At 65.3% G+C, this 24,650-nt stretch carries 23 protein-coding genes and 8 pseudogenes; 11 read left to right on the top strand and 20 right to left on the bottom strand.

From position 1 onward, the window contains the following. Positions 1 to 43 precede the first annotated feature (43 nt). The 8 genes and pseudogenes from OG985_RS02325 to OG985_RS02290 form a co-directional block, all read right to left on the bottom strand. Positions 44 to 1,452 (bottom strand): annotated as a pseudogene (locus OG985_RS02325) (IS30 family transposase). Between the two features lie 387 nt (positions 1,453 to 1,839). Further along, a pseudogene (locus OG985_RS02320) lies at positions 1,840 to 1,983 on the bottom strand (IS3 family transposase); the annotation flags it as partial. Between the two features lie 169 nt (positions 1,984 to 2,152). Beyond that, on the bottom strand, positions 2,153 to 2,293 hold the full coding sequence (locus OG985_RS02315) for a hypothetical protein (protein WP_371666624.1): 141 nt from the start codon (positions 2,291 to 2,293) through the stop codon (positions 2,153 to 2,155). A 342-nt stretch (positions 2,294 to 2,635) separates the two neighbouring features. Then, a complete protein-coding gene (locus tag OG985_RS02310) occupies positions 2,636 to 3,217 on the bottom strand; it encodes a Uma2 family endonuclease (RefSeq protein ID WP_371666623.1) in 582 nt (193 codons plus the stop codon). Between the two features lie 448 nt (positions 3,218 to 3,665). After that, complete coding sequence (locus tag OG985_RS02305) at positions 3,666 to 4,055, bottom strand: STAS domain-containing protein (protein WP_371666622.1); 390 nt, start codon at positions 4,053 to 4,055, stop codon at positions 3,666 to 3,668. A gap of 94 nt (positions 4,056 to 4,149) precedes the next feature. Next, positions 4,150 to 4,572, bottom strand: a complete 423-nt coding sequence (locus tag OG985_RS02300) for an ATP-binding protein (RefSeq protein WP_371666620.1) — start codon at positions 4,570 to 4,572, stop codon at positions 4,150 to 4,152. 566 nt (positions 4,573 to 5,138) lie between these two features. Then, positions 5,139 to 5,804 (bottom strand): IS630 family transposase, encoded by a 666-nt coding sequence (locus OG985_RS02295; RefSeq protein ID WP_371674226.1) that lies wholly within the window; start codon positions 5,802 to 5,804, stop codon positions 5,139 to 5,141. Then, positions 5,701 to 6,195 carry a helix-turn-helix domain-containing protein gene (locus OG985_RS02290; RefSeq protein ID WP_371666605.1) on the bottom strand — a complete coding sequence of 165 codons (495 nt, stop codon included), beginning with the start codon at positions 6,193 to 6,195 and terminating at the stop codon, positions 5,701 to 5,703. Before OG985_RS02290 ends, OG985_RS02295 begins: the two co-directional genes overlap by 104 nt. A gap of 192 nt (positions 6,196 to 6,387) precedes the next feature. Between OG985_RS02290 and OG985_RS02285 the strand changes: the two are divergent. Continuing rightward, positions 6,388 to 6,738: pseudogene (locus OG985_RS02285) on the top strand (transposase); the annotation flags it as partial. Between the two features lie 180 nt (positions 6,739 to 6,918). Beyond that, the gene (locus tag OG985_RS02280; protein WP_371666619.1) at positions 6,919 to 8,118 is read left to right on the top strand and encodes a hypothetical protein; all 1,200 of its coding nucleotides are present in this window, start codon (positions 6,919 to 6,921) and stop codon (positions 8,116 to 8,118) included. A gap of 441 nt (positions 8,119 to 8,559) precedes the next feature. On the opposite strand, the gene OG985_RS02275 is transcribed toward OG985_RS02280, so the two are convergent. The 6 genes and pseudogenes from OG985_RS02275 to OG985_RS02250 all read right to left on the bottom strand — a co-directional run bounded on the left by OG985_RS02275 (position 8,560) and on the right by OG985_RS02250 (position 12,717). Beyond that, a complete protein-coding gene (locus tag OG985_RS02275) occupies positions 8,560 to 8,826 on the bottom strand; it encodes a hypothetical protein (RefSeq protein ID WP_371666617.1) in 267 nt (88 codons plus the stop codon). A 150-nt stretch (positions 8,827 to 8,976) separates the two neighbouring features. After that, positions 8,977 to 9,288, bottom strand: coding sequence for a hypothetical protein (locus OG985_RS02270; RefSeq protein ID WP_371674711.1), 312 nt, complete (start codon positions 9,286 to 9,288; stop codon positions 8,977 to 8,979). 70 nt (positions 9,289 to 9,358) lie between these two features. Further along, a pseudogene (locus OG985_RS02265) lies at positions 9,359 to 9,613 on the bottom strand (transposase); the annotation flags it as partial. Between the two features lie 290 nt (positions 9,614 to 9,903). Further along, complete coding sequence (locus OG985_RS02260) at positions 9,904 to 10,884, bottom strand: terpene synthase family protein (protein WP_371666616.1); 981 nt, start codon at positions 10,882 to 10,884, stop codon at positions 9,904 to 9,906. Between the two features lie 308 nt (positions 10,885 to 11,192). Further along, positions 11,193 to 12,143 carry a group II intron maturase-specific domain-containing protein gene (locus tag OG985_RS02255; protein ID WP_371674228.1) on the bottom strand — a complete coding sequence of 317 codons (951 nt, stop codon included), beginning with the start codon at positions 12,141 to 12,143 and terminating at the stop codon, positions 11,193 to 11,195. Next, positions 12,037 to 12,717: a transposase gene (locus tag OG985_RS02250; protein WP_371666615.1), complete on the bottom strand. Its 681-nt coding sequence runs from the start codon at positions 12,715 to 12,717 to the stop codon at positions 12,037 to 12,039. The genes OG985_RS02255 and OG985_RS02250 overlap by 107 nt, the downstream gene beginning before the upstream one ends. Positions 12,718 to 13,496: 779 nt before the next feature. Between OG985_RS02250 and OG985_RS02245 the strand changes: the two are divergent. Next, positions 13,497 to 13,754 (top strand): annotated as a pseudogene (locus OG985_RS02245) (DDE-type integrase/transposase/recombinase); the annotation flags it as partial. Between the two features lie 214 nt (positions 13,755 to 13,968). Here the strand turns inward: OG985_RS02245 and OG985_RS02240 are convergent. Continuing rightward, the gene (locus OG985_RS02240) at positions 13,969 to 14,283 is read right to left on the bottom strand and encodes an IS3 family transposase (protein ID WP_371666614.1); all 315 of its coding nucleotides are present in this window, start codon (positions 14,281 to 14,283) and stop codon (positions 13,969 to 13,971) included. Positions 14,284 to 14,640: 357 nt separating this feature from the next. Between OG985_RS02240 and OG985_RS02235 the strand changes: the two genes are divergently transcribed. The 3 genes from OG985_RS02235 to OG985_RS02225 all read left to right on the top strand — a co-directional run bounded on the left by OG985_RS02235 (position 14,641) and on the right by OG985_RS02225 (position 16,785). Further along, a complete protein-coding gene (locus OG985_RS02235; protein ID WP_371666613.1) occupies positions 14,641 to 14,844 on the top strand; it encodes a hypothetical protein in 204 nt (67 codons plus the stop codon). A gap of 96 nt (positions 14,845 to 14,940) precedes the next feature. Beyond that, positions 14,941 to 15,819 carry a phenylalanine 4-monooxygenase gene (locus tag OG985_RS02230; protein ID WP_371666612.1) on the top strand — a complete coding sequence of 293 codons (879 nt, stop codon included), beginning with the start codon at positions 14,941 to 14,943 and terminating at the stop codon, positions 15,817 to 15,819. 210 nt (positions 15,820 to 16,029) lie between these two features. Beyond that, positions 16,030 to 16,785: a transposase family protein gene (locus OG985_RS02225; protein ID WP_371666485.1), complete on the top strand. Its 756-nt coding sequence runs from the start codon at positions 16,030 to 16,032 to the stop codon at positions 16,783 to 16,785. A 14-nt stretch (positions 16,786 to 16,799) separates the two neighbouring features. Here the strand turns inward: OG985_RS02225 and OG985_RS02220 are convergent. The 3 genes and pseudogenes from OG985_RS02220 to OG985_RS02210 all read right to left on the bottom strand — a co-directional run. Next, positions 16,800 to 17,264 (bottom strand): annotated as a pseudogene (locus OG985_RS02220) (IS5 family transposase); the annotation flags it as partial. A 19-nt stretch (positions 17,265 to 17,283) separates the two neighbouring features. After that, positions 17,284 to 17,670, bottom strand: a complete 387-nt coding sequence (locus OG985_RS02215) for a transposase (RefSeq protein ID WP_371666611.1) — start codon at positions 17,668 to 17,670, stop codon at positions 17,284 to 17,286. Between the two features lie 301 nt (positions 17,671 to 17,971). Then, positions 17,972 to 19,168: pseudogene (locus tag OG985_RS02210) on the bottom strand (IS4 family transposase); the annotation flags it as partial. Between the two features lie 544 nt (positions 19,169 to 19,712). Between OG985_RS02210 and OG985_RS02205 the strand changes: the two are divergent. Together OG985_RS02205 and OG985_RS02200 are read left to right on the top strand one after the other, a co-directional pair. Beyond that, positions 19,713 to 20,207 carry an ATP-binding protein gene (locus OG985_RS02205; RefSeq protein WP_371666610.1) on the top strand — a complete coding sequence of 165 codons (495 nt, stop codon included), beginning with the start codon at positions 19,713 to 19,715 and terminating at the stop codon, positions 20,205 to 20,207. Between the two features lie 760 nt (positions 20,208 to 20,967). Further along, entirely contained in the window at positions 20,968 to 21,597 is a 630-nt protein-coding gene (locus OG985_RS02200) for a GPP34 family phosphoprotein (protein ID WP_371666609.1), read from the top strand. A 326-nt stretch (positions 21,598 to 21,923) separates the two neighbouring features. Here the strand turns inward: OG985_RS02200 and OG985_RS02195 are convergent, their stop codons facing one another. Beyond that, positions 21,924 to 22,391: a hypothetical protein gene (locus OG985_RS02195; RefSeq protein ID WP_371674227.1), complete on the bottom strand. Its 468-nt coding sequence runs from the start codon at positions 22,389 to 22,391 to the stop codon at positions 21,924 to 21,926. 333 nt (positions 22,392 to 22,724) lie between these two features. Continuing rightward, entirely contained in the window at positions 22,725 to 22,874 is a 150-nt protein-coding gene (locus OG985_RS02190) for a hypothetical protein (protein WP_371666608.1), read from the bottom strand. Positions 22,875 to 23,124: 250 nt separating this feature from the next. Between OG985_RS02190 and OG985_RS02185 the strand changes: the two are divergent. The 3 genes and pseudogenes from OG985_RS02185 to OG985_RS02175 all read left to right on the top strand — a co-directional run. Next, positions 23,125 to 23,512: pseudogene (locus tag OG985_RS02185) on the top strand (transposase); the annotation flags it as partial. A gap of 67 nt (positions 23,513 to 23,579) precedes the next feature. Continuing rightward, the gene (locus tag OG985_RS02180) at positions 23,580 to 24,122 is read left to right on the top strand and encodes a winged helix-turn-helix domain-containing protein (RefSeq protein ID WP_371666607.1); all 543 of its coding nucleotides are present in this window, start codon (positions 23,580 to 23,582) and stop codon (positions 24,120 to 24,122) included. Beyond that, entirely contained in the window at positions 24,047 to 24,649 is a 603-nt protein-coding gene (locus tag OG985_RS02175; RefSeq protein WP_371666606.1) for a transposase, read from the top strand. The genes OG985_RS02180 and OG985_RS02175 overlap by 76 nt, the downstream gene beginning before the upstream one ends. The last annotated feature ends 1 nt before the right edge of the window (position 24,650 follow it).

Here is a 24,650-nt window from a genome sequence, read left to right as displayed (position 1 = left end):
GCTGATCCTGTCACGGAGTTGTCCGGAGGTGTATTGGGCGAGTTCAACTGGTCGATGCAACACCGACTTGTTGAAGCGAGCGTAGTTGCTCCTCGAAGACTTCAGCGGGCGTCTTCCATCCGAGGATCCTTCGCGGCCGGTTGTTGAGCGCGTGAGCGACGGCCTCGAGTTCGTCAGCGGACCAGCGCGACCGGTCGGTGCCTGGGGAAGTACTGCCGCAGCAGACCGTTTGTGTTCTCATTCGTCGGGCGCTGCCATGGTGCGTGCGGGTCAGCGAAGAACACCCGCGTTCCGGTCTCCAGCGCGAACTGCGCGTGGCCCGAAAGCTCCTTCCCGCGATCCCACGTCAGGGTCTTGCGCAACTGGTCGGGCAACTTGGTCATCGACGCCGTGAGCGCGGCGTTCATCGCGACGGCCCCGTAGCCGCCGAGCGACGGCCCGTTTTTCACATACGGCTTCTCGCCCCAGCCTTCCATGCGTGGTAGGTGGACCAGGAGCGTTGAACGACTGCTGCGCTCGACAAGCGTGCCGATCGCGGACCTGTCCGTCCCGATAATCAGGTCGCCTTCCCAATGCCCGGGTACGGCCCGGTCGTTGGCCTCGGCGGGGCGCTCGCTGAGGACGACATCGGCGGTGACATGCCCTTGGGGCTTGTTCCGTGACCTGACCCTCGGCTCCCGCAACGCTCGCCCCGTTCGGAGGCAGGTGACCAGTTCACGCTTGAGCGCACCACGCCCCTCGATGAACAGCGACTGATAGATAGCCTCGTGGCTGATGCGCATGGACTCATCATCGGGGAAGTCGACCTTCAGCCGATGCGCGATCTGCTCTGGGCTCCATGCCGTCGACCACCGTCGGTCTCGGCGATGGGGCTTGTTCAACCCCTTCCACGGCGGTGTCCTGGGGCCCGGGACGATCGTGCCGTCATGCCACGGACGTTGCCAGCGAGCCGGTCCTGCACGTACTCGCGCAGCCGCTCGTTGCCCACCAGCTTCGCCGGCTTCGGACGCTTTGCGGCCTGCTGCGCCTTCCATTGCGCCACCACGGCGCGGTATACCGGCTTGCCGCCCCTGGTCGCAGCGTTTCGGCGCAGTTCACGAGAGACGGTCCCGGGGTCTCGGCCGATCCTGCGAGCGATCTCCCGCACGCCCTTGTCCTGGGCCCTGAGCAGAGCGATCTCTTCACGCTCGGCGAACGACAGGTACCGGCCGGTGGGCTCGTCCAGGCTCAGCGGCGTCATCCCGCCAGCGTGTCGAAACCATCGGATCCCGACCGGTGCCGACACGCCGACCCCTTCGGCGGCCTGGACCGTTGTGACCCCGGACGCGATCAGGCGCCAGACTCCCGTTGCACAGCGCGCGACGGCTCCGGGCGGCCGGGCGAGCGCATCGGTGCCCGCATCGCCCGATCCGCGGCCCACTGCCGTCGTGCCCCGGCCGGCACCTGCGGCATCGGCTTCCTTGGCCGTCCCATCCAACACCTCCGTGATCAAGGTGTTGCGACGACCAGTTGAATCCGCCCTGCGACCCGCGGTCGCTGTGGATCACGCAGCCGGGTTCCAGGCGGCCCAGTGGGCGGCCATGTCCAGGGTGTCGACGACGAGTTCAGCGCGGTGGTGGTCGGCCATCGAGTACCCGATGATCTCGCGCATGGCCAGGTCCAGCCGCGAGGCGAGGTAGAGCCAGCCCGCGGCCGTGGGGATGTAGGTGATGTAGGTGATGTCCCGACGATCTTCGTTCCGGGGCGGGTGGCGGTGAAGTCCCGGCCTATCAGGTCCGGCGACGGGGCTGCCTTGGTGTCGGCCTTGGTAAGGCTGCGGCGGCCGGTGCGCCGGCTGTTCCCGGCGATGCCGTGTTCCCGCGTGACCCGTGCCACCCGCTCGCGGTTGACCGGTCGGCCCTGCCGGCGCAGTTCGGCGGTGACGCGCGGGACGCCGTAGTTCCGCCGGGATGCGATGTGGATCACCGTGATCGCGTGCGCCAGGGCCTCATCGGCCCGCCGCCTCGGCTCCGGCCTCCCACGCGTAGTACGTGGAGCGGGCCGTCTTCATCACCTTGCATAGCAGCACGAGCGTGTAGTTCGCCTTCTCCGCATGGATGAACCGGCATATCTCGCTTACCGGTCGCTCTCCTTCGCGAAGAAGGCGGACGCTTCAGATCTCGATCGTCTTCGCCTGCTCGGCGGTCAGCTTCCGCAGCCGCTTCAGCTCCTCGTCCCGGTCGGCGGCACTCTGCCCGGCCTGACCGGCGGCGGGGGCTGATCCGGTGTCCTGGGCGGCGCGGGCCTTCTTCACCCAGCCCCGCAGGGACTCCGAACTGACCCGAGCTCCCGGGCGACCTCGGTCATCGTCCGGCCCGACAACCGCACGAGCTCGATCGCGTCCCGCTTGTACTCGTCCGAGTACCGATTCGTGTACTTGCTTCCCACCTGGCACTGCTCCCTCTGGGCTCTCACATCCCAGTCTCCAGGTGTCCACGATCAAGGGGAAGCTTCATCCCAGCACCGGACCTCGTCCGTGGTCAGCTCGTCACGCCGGACCAGACCCGGCGGCAGTGCCAGCCCCATGCACTGCCAATGAGACGATCATGATCACGTCACGTGACACCCGGCAGTAGTACCGGGGAGCCGCCCCTGATCAACGGACGAGACGGGGCAGGTCGATGTCGATGTCGAAAGGGGCCGCTGTCTTCATGCGGTCGCGGTTAATGCCAGTGGCGACGTAGGCGCGGGTGGTGTCGTCCAACTCGTACGTGTGGATGACGGGGAGGCCATTTTCCTCCTCAATACGCCAGTAGTGCGCGATACCCGCCTGCGCGTACTTGAACGGCTTCAGCGACCGGTCCCGGTCGGCGGACTCGTCTGAGACGACTTCGATGGCGAGAGCGACCTGATCGGGGAGGTAGCGCGTACGGTCCGGTTCGTATGGGACCGTGACAGCAAGGACATCTGGCTCGGGCCGGTTCTTCTCGTTCAGCTTGACCGTCATTTCCCGGTCGATCATGAATCCCTCGGGGGCCTGATCGTCCAGAGCCGTCGTAAGGCGAGTGACGACGCGGGCGTGCCAGGACCGCTGCGGGGACATCATGAAGATCAGCGCTCCATCGATCAGCTCAGTGTGTCGGGGAAGATCGGGTGCGTTGTCGAGGTCGTCAGCTTCCCACCCACTCGGACGGGGCGGCAGCATCCAGGGCGGGAGCGCGTCCCACGCGGTCGTCATCGTCTCCTCCTTCGGGCGTCCCTGGCCAGCTTATCCGTCAGTTCTGCGTGGCGTCGGTGAGAGCCGCAACGAGAGCGGCGACGGGGTCGGCTGTAGCGGGGCGTGGGCCAGTCGGCGAAGCGTTGTCACGTTTGTCGGGGGTGGAGGCGTCCGGCGGTGCGTCAGGGCGTCTGGTGTCAGCTCTGGAGGGCGAGATCACCGATCACCTCGGAATGACAGGCATGATCGGCGGGCAAGAACGGGCAACTCCCACAACGGAACCCGCTCCGAAACGGTGCTGAACCGAGGTCGGACCCGTCGAGATTGCCGTGCCCTGTGACCGGGAGGGCTCGTTCGAGCGGAAGATCGAAGGGCTGGGGAAGGGCTTGGCCCCTCTCGCGTTCCCGGGAACGATCACTGGCTGTTTTCTGATCGGCGGCAGGCCGGGATAACCGCTGTCTGGTGGCTCTCAGTCCCGTTGCGGGGCGTGGCCACGGGTGTTGTTTGGTGGGCTGGTGGCGTGTGTCAGGCCAAGGAGCAAGGGTGGGGTCCAGGGGGAGGCTGTTCCGAGGCGGGTGAGGGTGCGGTGGATGTTGGGGTGGAGGCTGGTGATGTGGAGGGTGGTGTTGGTGGCGTGGACGGTGTCAGTGAGATGTTGCAGCGCGCGTAGGCCGGTTCCGTCGCAGAAGACGAGGTTGGTGAGATCCAGGTGGAGGCGCCAGGGATGTCCGGCCAGTGCTGTGGTGAGTGCTTGGTGGACGAGTGGGGTGGTGGCGAGGTCGAGTTCTCCGGTCAGGCGGAGCAGGACGGTGTCTCCGTGCCACAGGGTGTGGGTCTGGAGCAGTTGGTCCGCTCGCATGGCCGCCTCCGGAGATGTTCGGGTGGGCCAGGGCTGGCTGGCTTCCTGGTGCTCCCGCGTGTGGGGCGGGGTTCTTCCAGGATGCCTGGTGGGGTCAGGCGGCGCCGAGGTCGGCCCAGTGGTCGATGAGACCGTCGGTGTCGGTGTTGGTGTCGTTGTCGTTGTTGGTGTTGGGGGTGGTGCCGGTGTGGTGGGCGAGGGTGGTGATGATGGTGGTGCCGCGGCCGTGTTCGTCTGTGGGGCGGGTGGTGGCCCAGCTGGTGGTGGGGGAGGCGGTGTGGGGGCCGCCGTCGCTGACGTGGACTTGGACGCGGCCTGGGCCGTTGGTGGTGGTGTGCAGGTGCAGGGCGACGGGGGGCAGGGCGTGGGTGACGGCGTTGGTGACCAGTTCGGAGATGACCAGCAGGGCGTCGTAGAGCTGGTTCTCATCTAGTCCCCAGGAGGCCAGGATGGGGCGGGCGGCACGGCGGGCGGTGGCCGGTGCGAGCGGTCCGTGTTCCAGTGGCAGGCTGAACACGCGCGCACCGGCCGCGGCGGCGTGCGGCGCGGGCGCTGCTGCCGGCTGCGGGAGATCGTGGTGGTCGTCATCAAGATCACTGCCTGTCCGGAAGGGGGCCGGAATGCTTCTTCTGGTACTTCCAGCACACTCCCGTCGAGCGCAGGCTCCCTGAGTAGACGATACCCAAAACATAAAAAATCGGGCAATCGGCCCGTCCGGCCCTGGGATGACGGGTGGAGTTCGTCCGCGCGGACGACGGTGAGGAGGCATGGGCGGGCGAGAGGGACCCGGCAGTGCCAGGACGTCCCGTATCTGACCTGATGTTCGTCCAGCCCGGTCAGGTCCTTGCCGGACTGGAAGGACTCCTCGATCGTCCCTGTGTCTGGTGATCCGTACCAGGGTGGACAGTGGAACTCGGGTCACCGGCAGCGGTTGTAGAAGTGGTTGCGGCGCGGTCAGAAAAGGGTTGGCTGATGAGCGCCGTCCGGGCCGCGTAGGGGCGTCGTTGCCTTTGTCTCTAGGCCGGGGGACTCTTTGTGGTCGGTGAGGGAACCTGGCTGCTGGTGCTAGTAGACTGTCGCGCCTTAATTTCTCTGTGTTGTTGGGTAGAGGTGGCGCAGTTTCACGCGTGCGTCGTCGGTGGTGAAGTGCCAGTCGACTTGGCGCTGGTTGCTGTTGGTGTACTGCTGCCAGGCGGCGAGTTCGGTGTTGAGCACGGCGAGGTCGTGGATGCGGCGGTCCAGGCACTGGCGGGTGAGTGCGGACAACTCGATCTCGGCGATGTTGAGCCAGGAACCGTGTTTGGGTGTGTGGTGGATCTCCAGGCGCTGGGCGAGCGCGAAGGCCCTCGCCGGGTCGAACGCCTCATAGAGCGAGGCTGTGGTGTGGGTGTTGAGGTTGTCCATGACCAGCACGACCGTGGCGGCGTCGGGGTAGTCCACGGTCAGCAGGTGCTCGACCTGGTGCGCCCAGTCGACCCTGGTCCGGCGGGACTGCGCGTCCACGCGCCGCCATCCGCGCAGCGGCTCGACCCAGCAGAAGATCGAGCAGGTCCCCGAGCGGACGTACTCGTTGTCCTCGCGCCGGTCACGGCCCGGCCGTGCGGGAAGCGGATCGCGGACGTGACCGAGCGGCTGGTACGGCTTCTCATCCATGCACACCACCGGGCGCGCCGGATCGAAGGGTCGGCGGTAGACCGCCAGGACGTCCTCCATCGCCGCGGCGAAAGCCGCATTCGCAGCCGGCGGGATGGTCCAGCACTTCTTCACATGAGGACGCAATTCCGTTTTTTAACACCCGGCCGATCGTGGAGTGGTCCAGGTCCGGGATGTCCTCGACCAGCGCGACGTGCTTCTCCAGCAGGCGCAGCGACCACCTGGCGTGTCCCTTGGGCGGCGTCGAGCAGGCCAGTGCGATCAACCGCGCCTCGACCTCGCCGGTCACTGCGGAGGGTACCGGCGGGAGTGCGCGTGCCTTCCGGCCGACCGTGGCCCACACATCACCACCGGTCTCCGCGTACCGCTTCGAGATCAGGCGGACCGTATCGCACGAGACCCCGACCCGGTCCGCGATCACCACCCGCGGAGCGACCGCGCCGGCCGAGGTGTCCAACGCGAGCAGCACCCGCGCCCGCCTGATCATCGACGCGCTGCGGACCCCGTCGTCGTCACGCGCTCCAAAGCCCGACGATCTTCGGCACACAACGCGACCGGATACTTCTTCTGCGAGGACACGGCACCCCTGCCCGGCCGAACGGAAGCGACAAGTGACGCTCGCTCGGCCAACTCCACCAACCAGGAAGACACTTAGTCGCGACAGCCTACTAGCCGGGCAAGCGCACCGGACGTCGGCGGACAGGTGATCGTGGACATCGACGGCGTGCTCGTCCTGGCCCACTCCGAGAAACAGGACGCCACCGCGACCTGGAGGGAAGACGTTCGGACACCACCCGCTCATGGCCTTCGTCGATCACGGCCGGGGCGGCAGCAGGGAACCGGTCGCGGGCTTGCTGCGGCCCGGCAACGTGGGCAGCAACACCGCCGCCGACCACATCACCACCGCCCAACTCGCCCTGGCCCAGCTGCCGAAGAAGTACCGGCGCGGACATCACACACTGATCCGGACGATTCCAGCGGTGGCACCCACGAGTTCGTGGCCTGGCTGGCCAGACGCGGCCGGTGGCTGTGTTTGCTGCGTCAGCTCCCGCCGACACCGACGATCTATGCGATCCCGGAACTTGCAACCGCCCCGGCTCGAGGAGGAGGCTCACTTCAAGTGAGGTATCAACTACCTAGCTCCCCAGGGGTGAGGCGATCGTCCTCCGGGACATAGTGGAGATCGTTTTTTCTCGGTAAGGAGTGTCACTTGTTCTTCCGACGTTCTGCCATTCGACGGATCGGTGTTGCAGCCGCAGCCATCAGTAGCCTCGGCGGCCTGTCCCTCGGTGCTGTCTCCCCAGCCGCAGCCTCCGGTCAAGTAGCGGCTGGATTTGCTGTGATTGACGGAAACGAGCCGATAGGATCGCTTATTGGCATGTCAGCTAACGCAGCTTACAACAGCGCCAACCCAATAGGGCCCCCTGCATCCGTCTTTCATGTGAAAGCAGGGTATTATCAGGTCCGTTTCCCAGGCCTGGTCACGGCGACGACGGCCATGAAAGCCGTAGGGGTACACGTTCGAGCCATCAATGATGCCAACTGTGTGCCCGAGCACACCGTCACCAAGGGCTACGCCAATGGCCTCTCTTATGTCGCCGTACCAGTGGTCTGCTTCGACTCGAACGGACACTACGCTGACAATCCGTTCACCATCACCTATACCGGAGGGGCATCTGACACTGCAGGCGAAGTAGTGTCTGCCCTGACCAATGACGACTTCGCTACATCATCAGGTCAGCGAACTGCCCAATATCAGCAGTCCAGCGTCTCCGGTAGCGTAACCTACAACCGTTCTGGTACTGGTGCCTATAGTTTCGACCTGCCCTACCTGAGCAACGCCGGAGTGGAGACCTTCGCAATCACTGCGCTCGCCTCAGGCAGCCCGTGGTACGGCACGCAACTACGGGATGTCACCTGTGGCGTCACCAAGAAGACGATTGCGAAGACAAGCCTCGGCCAGGCACGCAGAGTCGACGTTTCCTGCACAGACGCCGTAACGGGACAGCCAGCCGATACCAAAGTGAGCGTCACCTACGCTCGCGGCGTGAACATTCTCGGTCGGGCCAACCTTGGGGAGGCGTATATGTCCGCACCCAAAATGACCAATACTGGGTGGACCGCCCTTACGAAAGATCAGGCATACAATAAAATCTATGGCCTGGAAAACCTTACAGTAACAGTCAACCGCAACGCCCCGGGGGTGTACGTAGTCAACCTTCCGAAACAGGCCTTGGGAATTACTCGGCCAAGTGTCATGGCTACGGCTGACGGGTCTGCGGCACGCTGCTCCGTGATGGGCTCTTACAGCACCAGTAACATGACCGAGCAGGTCACACTGTTTTGCAAGAACCCATCCGGCTCCTACGTTGACACTGGCTTCAACCTACAGTTTCTGACCAAGCAATAGAATTCATGAACGAAACGCCGCGATCACTGGGATTGACAACCTGAGCCCTGTGCCCCTTTCACGATGGATAACCCCACCCCATCGCGTTTGTACTGTTGGCTTGATCTCGGGAGAAAGCACCAAGACAGAAGAGACGGCCCGCGGGTCCCACGGGCCGTCTCACTCTTGAGAGCAATGTCGCTTGGTTAGGCGGCTGGGGTCATGTGGTCGCGGCGGCGGTGATGATGTTCCAGCGCTGGTGGCAGGCTTGCGCGATGGCCTGGTGTCGGCGTCGCCAGGCGGACCAGTGCAGGACATGGCCGTGTCGTGGCGGAGCCGGGGCAGGGCGGTTGCCCGCAGGATGGTCAGCAGCTCGCGTGCGCTGACCGAGATGAGGCCGACGGCCGTGGTGAGCGGTGCCTTGTCCCGGGATCGTGGACACCGGTTGTCGTGCGGCGGTGGTCAGCGTAACTGATCGTTGTTCGAAGGAGTTCGGGCTGATCTGACCGATGCTGGCGCCTCCTTCTGGTGTTGTATCGGGTGGCCCATCGGCACGATAGGGCCGAGCAGGGTGATGCCGTGCACCCGGTGGGCGCGTTCGATCTGGGCCGGGCTGACGTAGGCGGCGTCGACCGCATGCTCAGCCGGGGCCAGGTCGATTGGCACAAGGTCGTCGTAGATCTTTGCGGTGAGTTCGCCGTCCTGGACCGGGGCGATCGTGGTGGCCAAGTGCACGACTGCCTCCGGCAGCTGTGACGTGCACGTTTCGGTGAAGGGTGCGGTAGCCGTACCAGGCGGTGTCCCGTTTGACGCCACGCCAGCGCAGCCGCCCACGGACATCCCGGTAGTAGTGGTGCACCCAGACCTGCCGCAGGATCTCTACCTGCGCCAGCGTCCGGTGCCTGGGCGGGGCGTCGCCGCCCACGCGGCAGCCAGGACCTTGCGTCCGTCCTGGCCGAAGGCCTCGGCAAGGGCGGTTACCCCGGCCTTCCCGCCGGGGACCTTACCGATGTCGACCTTGCGCCCGTAGCGCTCGTCCCACTCCGGTTCCACCAGCCCGAGCAGCCAGTCCGGGGCCGCCTGGGCGAGCTGTTCGAGGGCGGACCGCAGGCTCTCGCCGACCAGCTCCAGCCGGCTCAGTGTGCGCACCGCCGCCAGCACATGGGTCGCATCGGGTGCGCTGCCAGCCACCGGATGTGAGCAGTCCTGCCTCGGTCAGCCGGTGCAGCATCATCTGCAGCAGCCGGTCGGCCGCGTCGCCCCAGGCCAGCCAGGCCCGGAACTCGCACAGCACCGAGTGGTCGAAGTCGGGATCGCCCAGTTCCAGGCGCAACGCGTACTTCAAGTCGATCCTGGTGCGGACCGCGTTCGCGGCCGTATGGTCGGACAGGTTCTCCGCGAACTGCAGCACCGACACCAGCGCCAGCTGTCCCGGCGACAGGCCCCGCCGACCGTCCTTGGGGTACAGGTCCGCGAAGCCCTCGTCCTCGAACACCACATCCAGCCGGTCCCGCATCAGCATCCCCGGCGTGCCCTTCGGACACGCCGCCCACGCCGCCCACGCCGCCCGCATCGGAATCCGCTGGTAACCCCGCGCCCGTAAGGACACGGCCCTCTCTCCGGAACCACCCCGCCACACACCAGCGAACCGCCGAACAGACGACCTGTCAGCACCCCTAACAAGATCACCAACAGAGTCCCGGTATTGAGGTTAGGCCCCAGGGTGGATTCCCCTCCTCCCTGATGATCAACGAACCCGACGATCATCCCAGAGCAGAGGTCCTTCATAGAACCTGACAATGCCCTTTATTTTGATATCTCGGAGACGAACCCAACATCCGCCGGAAGTGCATAACGATCCGTCTTCGAAGTCCAGAGATAAATGCCATTGACCATAGCCTGAATCCCCTCCACGTATCGCAGGCTCGATGGATAAGACTGGGTGATACTGGATGACAATTGAACGCATTCGTCTAGAAGCTGATAAATTTTTGCACGCGTGGCCGCCATGGCCTCATCGCGACCGCAGCCATGAACTCGCTGCAAATTCAGCACCATATTGAACTGCTCCCCCTGTCGTTCCTCTCGCTCCAGGGAGTACAAGTCATTTATACAGGTCGCGATATCGGCTGTATGAGCACGGAGATATTTCATTTCCCGGTCATCGAGAAGAAGAGAGGGGACCTCGTCTCCCAACACGCGCTCAAGCATATTCATGAAAGGGTAAAGGCAGCTGGCGTGACGGCGTAGCGGTACCAAGTCCTCTGTGCTGATGAAGCTTCGCGTCTCACGGTAAGAGGATTCATCTATAAATGTCCCGAGGCATGCTTTCCATTCTTTTGCTGCCCTTCCTCTCCAGGCTGTAGACATACCTTCCGTCTGCCGATGCCACAAATCCGCCCAAGCAGCAAGGACTGGGACGGAAATATCCCCTGCCACGTCCGAAGCGTCATTATGCAGCGTATCAATCATGGGTTTGATGATATTTTTCGAAGAGATCCGAGAGTGACCCACCGGGCCATCGAAGTAGTCATCGACAAATGTATACCATCCGAGCATGTCAACCAATATGTCGAGTTCCTTCCCGTGGGCCTTCGGAAAAGCGTATGCAATCAGCTCCGGCAAGCGCCATGAGTTGAAGCCGTTGATCTCTTCAGCGGTTACCAACAAGCTGTGCTCGCACATCCAGGCGATATTACGCTGCCGGGCCCTTTCTAGGTCCGCTGAAATACGTACAGAAATGGCGGGAAATTTTAGACGTTGATTCACTAAATCCCAATCGATCATCCGACTGCTGGGAAGACCCCAAGGTGCGGCGCTTCAAGAAGAGCGGTTCACTAATATTCATCGCAGCCGTTTAGGTTGGCCACGCCTTTCTCTCTGCCGATCTGCAAAACAGCACAGGATTTCAGGTGTGGAAATTCTCGACCATAGAATCACACCCTTCACGCCGAAGCGAAGCGGGTAACTCATACTCAAATATGTGGAACGCAGCTCGTCGACTGCTGGCGCGCGCCCGGTGCAGGGAGGTGTAACTGCAGTAGGGTCGGGGACTGGCGCGGCGGCTGATGCTCCCGTTTCCAGTCCCCGCCGCTTCAAACCGTGCATGCAGTTCTCCCGCACACGGCTTTCCGACATCGTTCACCGGCTGGCATGCGCCGTCGCCCTGTGCACGTTTCCGGTAAGACGGTAGACACCGAGCCGAGTGATCCATCCCAGGTAAAACGGGTGGTCCAGTTCCTGCCCGCAAGTCTGTGTTTCCCGCTGGCAAAGATCGCCAGCCGCTCGTGGACATAGCCGTCGACCACATTGAACTTCCGTCCGGAGTTGCCGTTACGGAAGTACGCAGCCCAGCCCCGCAGCACGGGGTTGAGATCGGCTACCACGGCGGATACCGGCCGTTCAGCCTTCGAACGAGCGGTCGCCGCGCGGACTTTGTCCCGCAGTACCCTCATCGCTCTGGCCGAGGGCCAGCGTTGCAAGTAGTACTTGCCCCGCCATTTCCACGATTCCATCTTCCGGTGGTGGAAGCCGAGGAAGTCGAAACCCTGCCCGCCTCGGGTGAGGCAGACGATGCCGGTCTTCTCGGGGTGCAATCGCATTCCGAGCTGTTCCAGCACTCGTGCCGCTAACTCGCGAGCCTGTTGGGCCCGTTGCTCCGTCGGCGAGAGGACTACGAAATCATCGCAGTACCTCACCAGCATCCCCAGCCGGCGGCCTTCGTTCTGCCACGCCTCATCGAGAACGTGCAGCGCGATATTCGCCAGCAACGGGGAACCGGTGAGCCCTGCGGGGTACCGGCCCCGGTGGGGGACGTCACCCCGCCCTCCAAGACTCCCATCCGCAGCCAGGCCCGGATCAGCTTCAGGCCGAGTGTGCGCGACGTCGAGGAGTTGACGCTCGAGCGCGGCATCGAGGTGTTCTACGGGGTTTTCGAAGTTAAGCGGTGCGGAGGTGTCCGCGGGCTCGACGAGTGGTGACGCAGCGTGTGTGCGTAGGCGTTGACTGTCTGCGTTGCGAAAGCCGAAGGGCGTTGCGGGCGACAAGCTTGATGACGCGGTTGATTCCTTCACTCTTAGCGCGTGTCCGGTTATCGATGAACGCCGCGATCTCGGGCCACCAGCGGTCGACGGTGATGGCGAGCGCGGGGATGCCGGAGTCGGCGCACCAGGTAAGGAACTTCCACCGGGCATGGCCTGCTTGCTCACGGTCGGCGCCGGTGCGGGCCAGGGCGAGGAGGGTACGCAGGCTTTCCCTGGCGATCCACACGGTCAGCAGTCTCTGCCCGATCGGTCCCTCGTTCAGCAGCGGGTTCCACATCTTCGCGAACTGCTCGTCGGTGAGGTTCTCGCGGTTGCGGAGCAGCCGTCGGCGGGCTGTCCATTCTGGGTCGGTGGCCCGTCCGCGCCGGCCCCGGACCCCGGCGGTGGTGCGACGCCGCACGGTGGAGAGCACCTTGTTCGCGCGTTGGACGACGTGGAAGTGGTCGACCACGCTCACAGCGCCCGGGAGTCCGGTGCGGATCGCGGCCCGGTAGGTGGCCGACATGTCGAAGGCCACGCACCGGATGCTCTTGCGCCAGGCCAGGGGCGGAGTGGACAGCCAGGACGTCGGCGGCACTGCGGCCCTCGATTTGGCCGAGCAGCCCACCGGTGCCGAGCGCGTCGACGAACCCCGTATGCCACCCATCCCGCGTGAGCTTCCACTTCCCTGTGTCGGGATCCTGCTCCCAGCGGGTGCCACCGCGCCGGGTCTCGTCGATGCCCAGCACCTCGACCTCGGGCAGCGGCGCCTCGACCACCATCAAAGCCGTGGTACGGAAGGCGCCCATCACCACCGGCCAGGACAGGCCCAGGTCACGGCCGGCCTGCACGACCGTGGAACCGGCGTCCCGCACCCGGCGTCCGGCCCAGGCCCGCAGCTGCGTCGTGATCCAGATCCGGCCGGTATCTTCGGAACCTGCTCGGTGAACGACTTGTGCGGACAGGTTACCTCCCCGCACCACCACCGGCGCTTGTGCCAGAAGAACTCCAGCCCGCTCTCGCCGTACGGAAGGTCGCGCGGCCGGGTGGTCACCGGCCCTCTCGCCCGGGAGGAAAAGACCCGCGCACCGGGCACGCCCTGGCCGTCTCGTCTGCCGTGGCCAGATGGACCCGGCGCCCACCGTCCTCCAACCGCTCGACCCGGACGACGGACACCCCGGCCAGGTCCAGCAACAACCTCGTATCGTTGACCACGCCCGTGGCTCCCCAGATGATCGTTCTGCGTCAAGAACAGAAATGATCACCCAGGACCACGGGCGCCCCGCATCCAGGGACGAACAAACAGCCCAACAGTCACGGACGTGACGACCGGTCAGGGCGAAAGGCGACCTGCACCACTTTAACGTCGAAGACCCGTCTTACGAGACGATCCACCAGTTGACCCGCCGATTCGGCCCCGCGTACGCCAACGCGCTGCGCTGCTGGCGCCCGAAGCCGGGCGACAAGTGGCATCTCGACGAGGTCTTCGTCACGATCCAGGGACGGCAGCGGTACCTGTGGCGGGCCCTGGACCAGGACGGCAACGTGCTCGACATCCTGCTGCAGAACCGCCGCGACGAGCCCGCGGCCAGGCGCTTCCTGCGGAAACTCATGAAGACGGCCATCGCCCAGCCGGCCACTGCTTTGGTGTGGCAGTCGATGACGGTCGCGCGCTACGGGAACCCGGCCCGGGTGTGAACGTAGGTGATGTCGCTGACCAGTTTGTGTCCGGGCGCGTCAGCGGTGAATTCACGGGCCAGCAGGCCGGGGGTGGCTGGCGCCGTATCATCGGCGATCGTGGTCGCCCGCCGGGGCCGCGGCTGGCATGGCACCGGGCCGAGCTCGCGCATCAGCGCACGGACCAGTTCCGCTTCGGCTGCACGTTCATTCGCTGGAGCGCGGCGTGGACACGCCGGTAGCCGTAGGTCTCATGCGAGTCGGAGAAGACCTGGAGGATGACTGCCCTCAGCTCCGCACGGCGCTTCGCGGTGGCCGACATCGGCCTCGATCTCCAGTGGTAGAAGCCCGGCGTGGTTACTCCCGCGCAGGTACGCATCTGCTGCACGGGAAAGCGCGGCCGGCGATCGCGGTGGACGGCAAGGCACTGTCCGGCTCCGCGCACCGGCAGCAGCGCCACCGGCACCTGCTGTCCGCCGTCACCCACGCCCCCGCCCTCACCCGATCAAGGGAACCCAGCCGACCGCGTCGGCCCAGGTCAAAGCCCTGCCGTGGGAACAGATGCCCGTAGCGCACACCGTCTCCGGCACCGGGCACGGGCAGCGGGAATCCCACTCGGCCAAGACCACGGCCACCGCGGCGAACCTGGACCCGATCGCCTTCCCGCAAGCACGGCACGGCCCTACGCATCCACCAGCGCCGACAAGAGAGCGGCAAGCGGCACACCCGGGAGACGATCTACGCCGTCACCAGCCTCGATACCCACCAGGCCAGCCCTGCCCAGCTGGGCGGATACGTGCGCGGGCACCGGGCAATCAAAAATTCCAGCCACCATGTCAGAGATGTGGTGTTCGCCAAGGACGCCTCCACCGTCCACACCGGCAGCGCGCCGCGGGCAATGGCCGCTCTGCGGAACCTGGCCCTCGGCAGACTGCGGCCGCTGGAAGCGGATAACATCGCCAAGACCACCCCAGCGATCCGGGACACACCCGAACACGCCATCTGGATCCGGGACACCACCGACAGCCCACCCCTGCCAGGAACGTGAAGCTGACGACGCCAGCACGGGGAATGCCGTTGGTCGAGCTCTACTGTACGGTGCCGCGATTGCCTATCGACGTCGCGAGATGTTCTCATCGGGTACATGTTTGAAGAAGCGCAGTATTTCGCGCCCGTCTCGCAGACGGTCGGCGGTGTTGTGGTGGAACTCGCGCAGAGCGACCCGGGCTTCGGCGATCCAGTGTACCGAGCGCGCCGCAACGACATCGCGGCCTTGACGCTCGGGCACGCAAGGGAGCAGCCGGTTCCGGTGGTCGAGTACACCGCCCTTGAGGATGCCCTTTGGGCCCATGTCAGTAAGGAACTCTCCCCTAAGCATCAGAAGTACGCTGTTGAAGAATTCCTGCAGGGGACGGAGCGGCTGGGGCTTCCTGCGCACAGGATTCCCCAGCTTCAGGAAGTCAGCGAGGCGCTGGAGCCTTTGACGGGCTTCCGATATCTGCCAGCCGCAGGACTGGTGCCGCTCCGCGAGTTCTACGAGGTTCTCGCCGATGGATACTTCCACTCCACGCAGTACATACGGCACATCAGCATGCCGTTCTATACACCCGAGCCGGATGTTATCCACGAGGTCATCGGTCATGCGAACATGCTCGCGTCCGACCGTTTCGCCCGACTATACCGGCTGGCTGGTGAGGCAGCCAGGAGGGTCCAGACCCAGTCCGCTCTGGAGTTTATATCCAAAATATTCTGGTTCACTCTGGAATTTGGCGTGATGAAAGAGAGCGGCGAATTGCGGGCATACGGTGCAGGGATCCTATCTTCCTGCGGTGAGATTGAAAAATTCAGGACGATGCACATTCGCCCCCTGGACCTTCGAGCTATGGGCACTTTCCAGTATGACATTACAAAATACCAGGAACTGCTATTCTGCGCAGATTCTGTCGAGCACCTGGAGAATGTGGTGGGCACCTTCTGGGCTGAGTGTGATGACGATTCGATCGCCCGGCTGGAAGCAGCGTGAAGCGCGAACGGCTTGCACCCTGGGAAATCGGCGAGGCTATGGCGGATCTGCCGGACTGGCGGCTCGAAGACGGCCAGCTTAGACAGTGAGCGTTTTCAGGGTGGCCACTGATCGAGTGATGCAAGGGGATGGCTGGCAGGGCAACGGACGAGGCTCCCAGGCAGTTGAGAGAGGTATCTGACATGCGATCTCGGTTGCCGGGGAGCCCCGTTGATTACGTATCCTGCCGCACTCGACCTCCCGCATGCCCTCGTGGAGACGGTCACGATGCTGATCGTCCTTCGTGAGGGTGACCGCCGGTGCAAGCTCCGTCCGTCCGCGCGTGCGGTTGTCGCGCTCGTGTACTTGCGCCAGCACACCACGCTGGCCCAGATCGCCGCTGGTTTCCGCATCAGCGTCGGGACCGCGCACGCCTATGTCCGCTCCGTGGTGGGCCTGCTGGCGCGCCGGGCTCCGGGGCTGACGCGGGCCCTGCGTGAAGTGAAGGCCCGGGCGGAATACGTGCTGGTGGACGGCACCCTCGCGGAGTGCGACCGGGTCGGTGACGGCCGCGGGGACTACTCGGGAAAGCACCGGCGTCACGGTGTGAACCTGCAGGTCGTCACCGATCCGGACGGCACCATCGTATGGATCTCGAAGGCGCTGCCCGGTCGCACCCACGACCTCACCGCCGCCCGCACCCACCGGATCATCGACACCTGCCGCAGACTCGGTATCCCGGTCCTGGCCGACCTCGGCTACCTCGGTGCCGGCGGCACCATCACCACCCCGATCCGACGTTCTCCCGGCAAAGAACTCAACCGCCGGCAGCTATCGCTGAACAGGGCTCATGCCCGCCTGCGCTACCCGGTCGAGCGCGGCATGGCCCGATTGAAGACCTGGCGGATCTTCCGCAAAGCCCGCTGCAGCCCCACCTGGCTCACCACCGCAGCCAAAGCCGTCCTCACCCTTGAGAGCTACTGCTGAAAATCCTCAGTGTCCTACATGGTCAGTTTGAGGAACCGCTTGTAGCAGCAGAGAGCGGATGCCAGGCCGAGAAAGGCCAGGTAGGTGCCTGGCTTCCACTCGTAGCGGTGGTTGAGACGGCGGTAGCCCGTCAGCCAGGACATGGTGCGCTCGATGCCCCACCTGCGACGGCCGAGCCGCTCGCTGGAGTCAATGCCCTTGCGGGCGATACGGACGCCAATGCGTTTGCCCCACAGCCATCGCCGCAGGTGGGGGATGTCGTACGCCTTGTCTGCATGAAGACGCACGGGTTTGGAGTCGGCCGCGTGGGATTCGTGTCCCACGTGGAAATGGGACAGCATCGGCTTCAGCGCGAGACTGTCGTGGGGGTTGGCCGCGGAGAGCCCGACCCGTAAGGGCAGTCCGTTCGCGTCGGACAGGACATGCATCTTGGAACCTGGCTTACCCCGGTCCACGGGGCTCGGACCTGCAAGGTCGCCCCGAGGCTGCTATATCAAGTCAAGCTGCTTGAGGGAGACCATCAGCAGCGATCTGCCGTGTGGGCTGATCTCCTCGTTCGAGGAGCTTGAAGAGCTGTCGGCAGATTGCGCGCTTGAGGCAGCGCTGGGCGTCCCTCGCGGTCTTCCCCTCGCTGATTCGGCGGGCAACGTAGGCACGGGTGATCGGATCGAGACGGATGCGGATCAAGGTGATCGTATGGAGGGCCCGGTTGAGCTGCCGGTCTCCGCTGCGGTTGAGCCTGTGCCGGTTGGTCAGCCCTGACGAAGCGGGGATTGGAGCGACGCCTGCGAAGGCCGCGAACGCTGCCTCGGACCGAAAGCGGCCGGAGTGCGACCAGCTGATCAGGATCTGAGCGGCACTGATGGGCCCGATGCCCTGCAGCACGAGGAGTTCGGGAGCGACGGTGCGAACGAGCGCTAACCTCAATACCAGTGACTTAGTGACCTAGCTTCGTCGGGCTTTGGTTGACGGGTTGATCGGGGCGGTGCGCCAGTGCGGGGCGATGGTCACTGGCGTCTGCTGGGTCCCGGGTGGGCTGAGGCCAGGTGTAGTGCTCGTCGCGTTTGACGCCGAAGTTGGACATCTTGCGTTTGACCACGCGCGGGTTGGAGCGTCTGCGGCGGGTGGGTAACAGGCGCGCGGTGATCTCGCGGAGTTCGTCGGTGAGGGCGGCGGTCAGACGGTCAGGGGGAAAGGCCGCCTGCGCGGTGACCTGGCGTCGTGCGAGGCGGATGCTCCGGGTGAAGGAGAGCCTGTCGGGGTCGAGGCCGGCCTGCTCGGCGGCGTCGTGCATCAGGGTGCGGATGGCGTGGTGGACCAGCAGGTGTGCCCAGACCTCCTGCTCGACGCCTTCGGGTGAGCGGGAGCGCAGGACCTGGGCAGGTCCGCGTTGATGGGTCTTCAGCTCGTCCAGCGTGTTCTCGAACTCCCACCGCTGGTGGTAGAGGGCGGCCAGCTCGGTGGCCGGGGCGGCATCGGGATCGAGGACCGTGGTGATCAGCCGGTAAGGGGCGTCCTGCCCGGGATCGTCCAGGGTGTACTCGATCACCCGCACCATTTCCGGGTCGGCACGCTTGCGGTGGTCTCTGGCCGCGACGATCTCTGACAAGTACGAGCCGTCGGGCAGCTCTTCGCGGACCGGCAGCACCTGGTGGGAACGGATGCGCCACAGCAGGTCCGCACCGCCGGCCGAGGCCGCCCGCCACAGCTCCAGGCCGGTGAAGCCGCGGTCGGCCAGCAGCAGATCGTCCTCGCCCAGGTGACCGAACAGCTCGCGGGCCAGCACGAGTTCGGACGTGGTGCATGGGCCGAGAGCCGCCGTGGTGATGGCATGGGTGCCGCACTCGGCCAGCGCGACCACCCGCACCTGCGGATACGCACACCGCTGGGTGCGGTGGGTCTTCGGGCGCCCGAAGTGCGCCACGTTCTCCTGGCTGTCCGGAACGTCGAAGACTGTGCCGTCGATGGCCATCAGCCGCCACCGGCCGTAGAAGGCACCCGGTGTCGATTCCGTGGCCAACGGCCGGGCCACCGAGGCGAACAGGGCCTTCAGCGGTTCTGGACCGAGTTTCGCGCGCGCTCTCGAGATCGCCCCCGTGGTCGGTACCTGCCACGACCCCGACCAGCGCTTCGCCCAGGTCAGCCCATGCGTCAGCAGCCGAGCGACCTCTTCGTAGCCCTGGCCGGAGAACAAGCACATCGCCAGCACGAAGTAGACCACCACGCGCGGCGGCAGCAGCCGGTTACGCTGCCCGGACCTCCCGCACTGGGCCACCACCCGATCCACCAGCTCCGGCGGGAACGACCGCGTCAACAGCCCGACCGCGATGCGATCCGACAACCGCTCGTCCGTCTCCGGCTTCACCTGACCCGGCCGTGGCATCCCGGCACCTCCCCGCCACGCACCCTACCAGCCACCACCCTAAGTCACTGGTATTGAGGCTAGAGCCGTGGTCGGGACCTGACCTGCAACATCACGGCGTTGTGCAACACGCTTTAGAGACAAAGGCAACGACGCCCCTACGCGGCCCGGACGGCGCTCATCAGCCAACCCTTTTCTGACCGCGCCGCAACCACTTCTACAACCGCTGCCGGTGACCCGAGTTCCACTGTCCACCCTGGTACGGATCACCAGACACAGGGACGATCGAGGAGTCCTTCCAGTCCGGCAAGGACCTGACCGGGCTGGACGAACATCAGGTCAGATACGGGACGTCCTGGCACTGCCGGGTCCCTCTCGCCCGCCCATGCCTCCTCACCGTCGTCCGCGCGGACGAACTCCACCCGTCATCCCAGGGCCGGACGGGCCGATTGCCCGATTTTTATGTTTTGGGTATCGTCTACTCAGGGAGCCTGCGCTCGACGGGAGTGTGCTGGAAGTACCAGAAGAAGCATTCCGGCCCCCTTCCGGACAGGCAGTGATCTTGATGACGACCACCACGATCTCCCGCAGCCGGCAGCAGCGCCCCGCGCCGCACGCCGCCGCGGCCGGTGCGCGCGTGTTCAGCCTGCCACTGGAACACGGACCGCTCGCACCGGCCACCGCCCGCCGTGCCGCCCGCCCCATCCTGGCCTCCTGGGGACTAGATGAGAACCAGCTCTACGACGCCCTGCTGGTCATCTCCGAACTGGTCACCAACGCCGTCACCCACGCCCTGCCCCCCGTCGCCCTGCACCTGCACACCACCACCAACGGCCCAGGCCGCGTCCAAGTCCACGTCAGCGACGGCGGCCCCCACACCGCCTCCCCCACCACCAGCTGGGCCACCACCCGCCCCACAGACGAACACGGCCGCGGCACCACCATCATCACCACCCTCGCCCACCACACCGGCACCACCCCCAACACCAACAACGACAACGACACCAACACCGACACCGACGGTCTCATCGACCACTGGGCCGACCTCGGCGCCGCCTGACCCCACCAGGCATCCTGGAAGAACCCCGCCCCACACGCGGGAGCACCAGGAAGCCAGCCAGCCCTGGCCCACCCGAACATCTCCGGAGGCGGCCATGCGAGCGGACCAACTGCTCCAGACCCACACCCTGTGGCACGGAGACACCGTCCTGCTCCGAGAACGGAATCGTGGACGAAGCAGTTCGAGCCGCGGAATATCCAAAGCCAGGAAAGGTTATGACGTCATTCTGGTGCAGATCAGATCAGGGGATGTAAGGCGGGAAGCAAGCCAGCTGATCCTCCGAGAAGCCAGTACTCAACTTTGACAGAGATAAGCCAGGGATCAGGAATTTCCGAATCGGGGCTGCGGTGGCACTAGTGGCAGCTTCCTGTCGTGGCTCAGCGTTTCCACCTCCATCCCCGGACTGGGCAGTCTAGGAAGTTCATCATCCAGTGCCTGGAATGCCGGATTCCGGTCATCGTTCTCCTAGTGAATGGCGTCCACGACGGGCTTCAGAGGAGAGTTCATTCTATTCTCCGTTAGTCCACCTGTTTTCGGAGTGACCACTTGCGCGAATTTACAAACAGTCTGCCGCTGGTATACAGTTCAATCGGAGCTCACTAATGGACACGCCCTGGGATTTCGCTGACCTGCGCTTTCTAACCGCCCTTCGTATCACGGTGGGCGTTGGGTGGGTCCGCCATGGGTCCGCACAGTGAATGCCGCTGGACAGGAGCGCCTGCACGCCACCCGCCCCCATCACACTGTGCGCGGTGCGGCGATGCTGCTGGCAGCCAAATCATCCGGGGGATGGCACGGAGATCAGGCCACAGAGGTGCTGCCCTCGGCAGGATTGCTGCTGGACGGGGCACTGACGGGGGCATTCTCCGTGCAACGGCAGGGCTGGTTCAGGCGGACCGTTACCGTGCATCCGGGCGATATGAACCCTGCCTTGGCGCCGGATCAGGCCGTGCGGGATTTGGCTCGCCGGGTCCACGAGGCAACACTGGGTACGGTGTGGACTTGGCTGGAGCGCGCGGCTGTCTTCGCTCCAGACCTGGTCTGCCGCGAACTCGAGACGGCCGGAGTAGCGCACCGATGCACTCCCAGGGACTGGCGGGCCCGGCTCGTCAACGACTTCGGCATGGACATCGACGACACGCAAGCTCACCGCCACGCGCTTCAACGGGTGCTGGACGCTGTCGAGGGTCGAGGCAACCAATCGGACGTAGCCCTCACGCTTCTCCTGGATGCCCAGAACGTGCTCCCCCATGTAGTCCCCGCAGTCAGCCGTCGGAGAGCCAGGAGACAGCTGCTGGCACGCGTGCACGAGCTCCCCACGCCTGCGCGGGAAGTGGTGGACATGATGCAGTCCTGGCGTCATAGAAGAGAAATGGAAGGTGGTGACTGACCACAATTGCGGTGCCGTAGTAATGAACACCAGCTCCCGACGTCTGCAATGTCAGGCGGCCGAGGCAGCCACACGGCACAGCGGCTTTGGGAACTGCTCCCTGGCCAGCCAACGTCCATCGCGTGGGCCCGTCGCCGAGATGGGTGCGAGTTCCGTGATCGACGGCCGTTGTCCGCGGCCAGGTCCCGGCGGCCAGGCTCAGCCTCGGCATACGATGACGTCCAGCCGCCGCAAGGTTGAACCCTGGATATTCAGCGGGATTAGGTGATCCGACGTCCCGATAGCAGAAAGGCCCCGTTGACCTGCAATGCCGGCGAGTTAGGGCATTAGCCTCGATCTGCTCTGAAAATCCCCGCCTGATCAGCCGTTGGTGCGGGGTTCGAGAGATACGTCGTAGCCGAGCCGGGTGAGCTGGCCAACGAGTCTGCGGGTGTGCCCGGACTTGCGGATGCGGTTGATGAAGTGGTCGGCGCCGAGGTCCTGGTAGGGAGTGTCCCTGGTGAGGATGTGCCAGACGGCGACGCGGATCGAGTTCTCGAGGGCGACGAGCGCGCGTTTCTTGCCCCGGTGGCCGACCAGGCGCCGGAACTAGGCGGCGAGATAGGTGTTCTTCGAGCGGGCCGCTGCCGCGGCAGCGTTGCCCAGGACTCCCTTGAGCCAGGCGTCACCGTGGCGGGTGCGTCCGCTGGTGACCTTGCCGGCGGATTCGTGGTTGCCCAGGCAGACCCGGCCCAGGAAGCGAGGTGGCCGGCAGTGGGGAAGCGCCCCCTGCCGACCCCGATCTCCGCAACCACGACCTGGGCTGCGGTGCGACTGATTCCCGGGATGGTCACCAGCAGCTCCAGCTGGCGCCGGTAGGGCTCAAGACGGCGGTCTCGGCGGTGAGCCCTTTGACGGTGGCTGTGGCGGCGTCAATGCGATCCAGCATGGTGCGGGCCAGGAAAGCGTGGTGATCGGTGAAGAATCCGGTCAACGCCTAAACCAGTTGGGCTTCCTTGTCCTTCAGGGTTCCGACGGCGAGCCGGGCCAGAACCTGAGGGTCGCGCTCACCGCCGATCACACGTGTTCGCGCACCACGCGGCCAGCGGATGAAACCCGAACGGCTTCTTCCAGGTCGCCGTAGCGCCCTACTTCTTCGACGCCGCCGTGATGATCGTCGCGTCCATATCGATCACTACCCAGCCATGCAGCCGCTTCCCGGCGACCGTCAGCCAGGGGAAGCCGCCCGGCCGCAGATGCAGCAGCGACCACACGTGCCGGCGTACCCGCGCCCGCACCTTAGATGAACATCTCCGCGGCTGGCGCACCCCCGACAGCGCCAACCGCTGGCTCCTCGTGCGCTCCTCCCCCTCCACCGCCCGCAAACACGGCCTCAACCCCATGAACGTCCTCCGCGACCTCTTCGCCGGAAACGTCTGGCTGCCGCCCGCTCACGCGTAATCAAACACCTAAGTAGTCACCCTCTGACCAGCAAGAATGAGGATTGTCGAGGTCCTTGTTCCTGCCACCGTCGGAGGCACTTCCCAGGTGAAGAAGCGTATCGGGTTCTACCCGCGTGTCCGCTTCGAGGGTGGTGGCCGGGCGGTGGTTTCGCAGGCGGGAGGCGTCCTGCTGGAGACGGCAAGGAAGATTGGGTTGGGCCAGGCGATATCTGCGGCTCTGACGCCGTGGTGCAAGGCGCGGGCAGTGCACGATCCGGGGAAGGTCCCGCTGGATGAGGCCCTGGCGGTCGCGCTCGGCGGGGACTGTCTCGCGGACGTGGGGATGCTGCGGGCCGAATCTGCCGTGTTCGGTCGGGTGGCCTCAGATCCCACTGTCTCCCGCCTCATCGATGTCCTCGCCTCGGCCGGGCCGGAAGGCCCTGGCTGCGATCCGCACCTCACGGGCCCATGTCCGCGAACACGTCTGCAAGCTAGAGATCTTTAAGGGTGTGGGTTACGTGGGGTCGTGACGGCTGTCGTAGGCCGCGCTATGCCGGAGGGATGAGGTATCCCGATGGCGGAGGGCTGACGGCTGAGGAGCGGGTTCGGCGTGAGCGGGTCCGGTTGGCGGCCGCTGATCTGATCGAGGCGGGGGCCAGTGACCGGGAGGTGGCCCGGCGGTTCAGGGTGACCCGGATGTCAGCGAACCGCTGGCGTCGGGGGTTGGCTTCGGGTGGTCGGCAGGCACTGGTCTCCAAGGGCCCGGGCGGTGCCCGCTGCAAGCTTGATGCGCGCCAACTGCGTGCGCTGGAAGCGGTGTTGGACGCTGGGCCGGCCGCCGCCGGCTGGAGCGACCAGTGCTGGACTCTGGCGAGGATCGCCGAGGTCGTGCGCCGACGGTTCGGCGTGGAGTACACCCTGGCCGGGATGGACCTGCTGCTGCACCGCATCGGCTGGAGCGTGCAGGTCCCCTCCCGCAAGGCCACCGAGCGCGACGAGGCGAAGGTCGCCGCCTGGAAGGACGAGCAGTGGCCCGTCATAAAAAGACGGCGGCGGACCTGGGCGCCTGGCTCTGCTTCGAGGACGAAGCTGGCCAGGGGCTGAGGCCGCCCAAAGGCCGAACCTGGGGCCGACGAGGCCACACGCCCGTCGTGCGCGTCACCGCGGCGGGCACCAAGCGCATCTCCATGGCGGCACTGATCTGCACCAAGTCCGGCCACCGGGCCCGGCTGATCTACCGCATTCATCTCGACCGCGGCCCCGCCAAAGGCCGGCGCAAGGGCTTCACCGAGACCGACTACGCTCGCCTGCTCGACGCCGCACACCAGCAACTCGGCGGCCCGATCGTCCTGGTCTGGGACAATCTGAACACGCACGTCAGCCGCACCATGCGGGAGCTGATCGACGCCCGATTATGGCTGACCGTTTACCAACTCCCCGCGTACGCGCCCGAGTTCAACCCGGTCGAGGGCGTGTGGTCGCACCTGAAGCGGTCCCTGGCCAACCTCACCAAACACAGCCTCGACCAGCTCACCACGCTGGTGAAGAACCGGCTCAAACGGATGCAGTACCGCCCTGGCCTCATCGACGGCCTCATCGCCAAGACCGGCCTCGACTTCCAACCGCCGTAAC

This window comes from Streptomyces sp. NBC_00289, from assembly GCF_041435115.1.
In the GTDB taxonomy this organism is placed as follows: Bacteria; Actinomycetota; Actinomycetes; order Streptomycetales; family Streptomycetaceae; genus Streptomyces.
The sequence above is the reverse complement of the archived record's forward strand: the minus strand, read 5'-3'. Positions and strand labels throughout refer to the sequence as shown.

What these genes read in the sequence shown, in the direction of transcription:
- OG985_RS02310 (WP_371666623.1), bottom strand. Translation starts at nt 3,217, where the DNA reads ATGACGACCGCGTGGGACGCGCTCCCGCCCTGGATGCTGCCGCCCCGT.
- OG985_RS02305 (WP_371666622.1), bottom strand. Translation starts at nt 4,055, where the DNA reads ATGCGAGCGGACCAACTGCTCCAGACCCACACCCTGTGGCACGGAGAC.
- OG985_RS02290 (WP_371666605.1), bottom strand. Translation starts at nt 6,195, where the DNA reads ATGATCAGGCGGGCGCGGGTGCTGCTCGCGTTGGACACCTCGGCCGGC.
- OG985_RS02260 (WP_371666616.1), bottom strand. Translation starts at nt 10,884, where the DNA reads ATGATCGATTGGGATTTAGTGAATCAACGTCTAAAATTTCCCGCCATT.
- OG985_RS02230 (WP_371666612.1), top strand. Translation starts at nt 14,941, where the DNA reads ATGTTTGAAGAAGCGCAGTATTTCGCGCCCGTCTCGCAGACGGTCGGC.
- OG985_RS02205 (WP_371666610.1), top strand. Translation starts at nt 19,713, where the DNA reads ATGACGACCACCACGATCTCCCGCAGCCGGCAGCAGCGCCCCGCGCCG.
- OG985_RS02200 (WP_371666609.1), top strand. Translation starts at nt 20,968, where the DNA reads ATGCTGCTGGCAGCCAAATCATCCGGGGGATGGCACGGAGATCAGGCC.
- OG985_RS02180 (WP_371666607.1), top strand. Translation starts at nt 23,580, where the DNA reads ATGAGGTATCCCGATGGCGGAGGGCTGACGGCTGAGGAGCGGGTTCGG.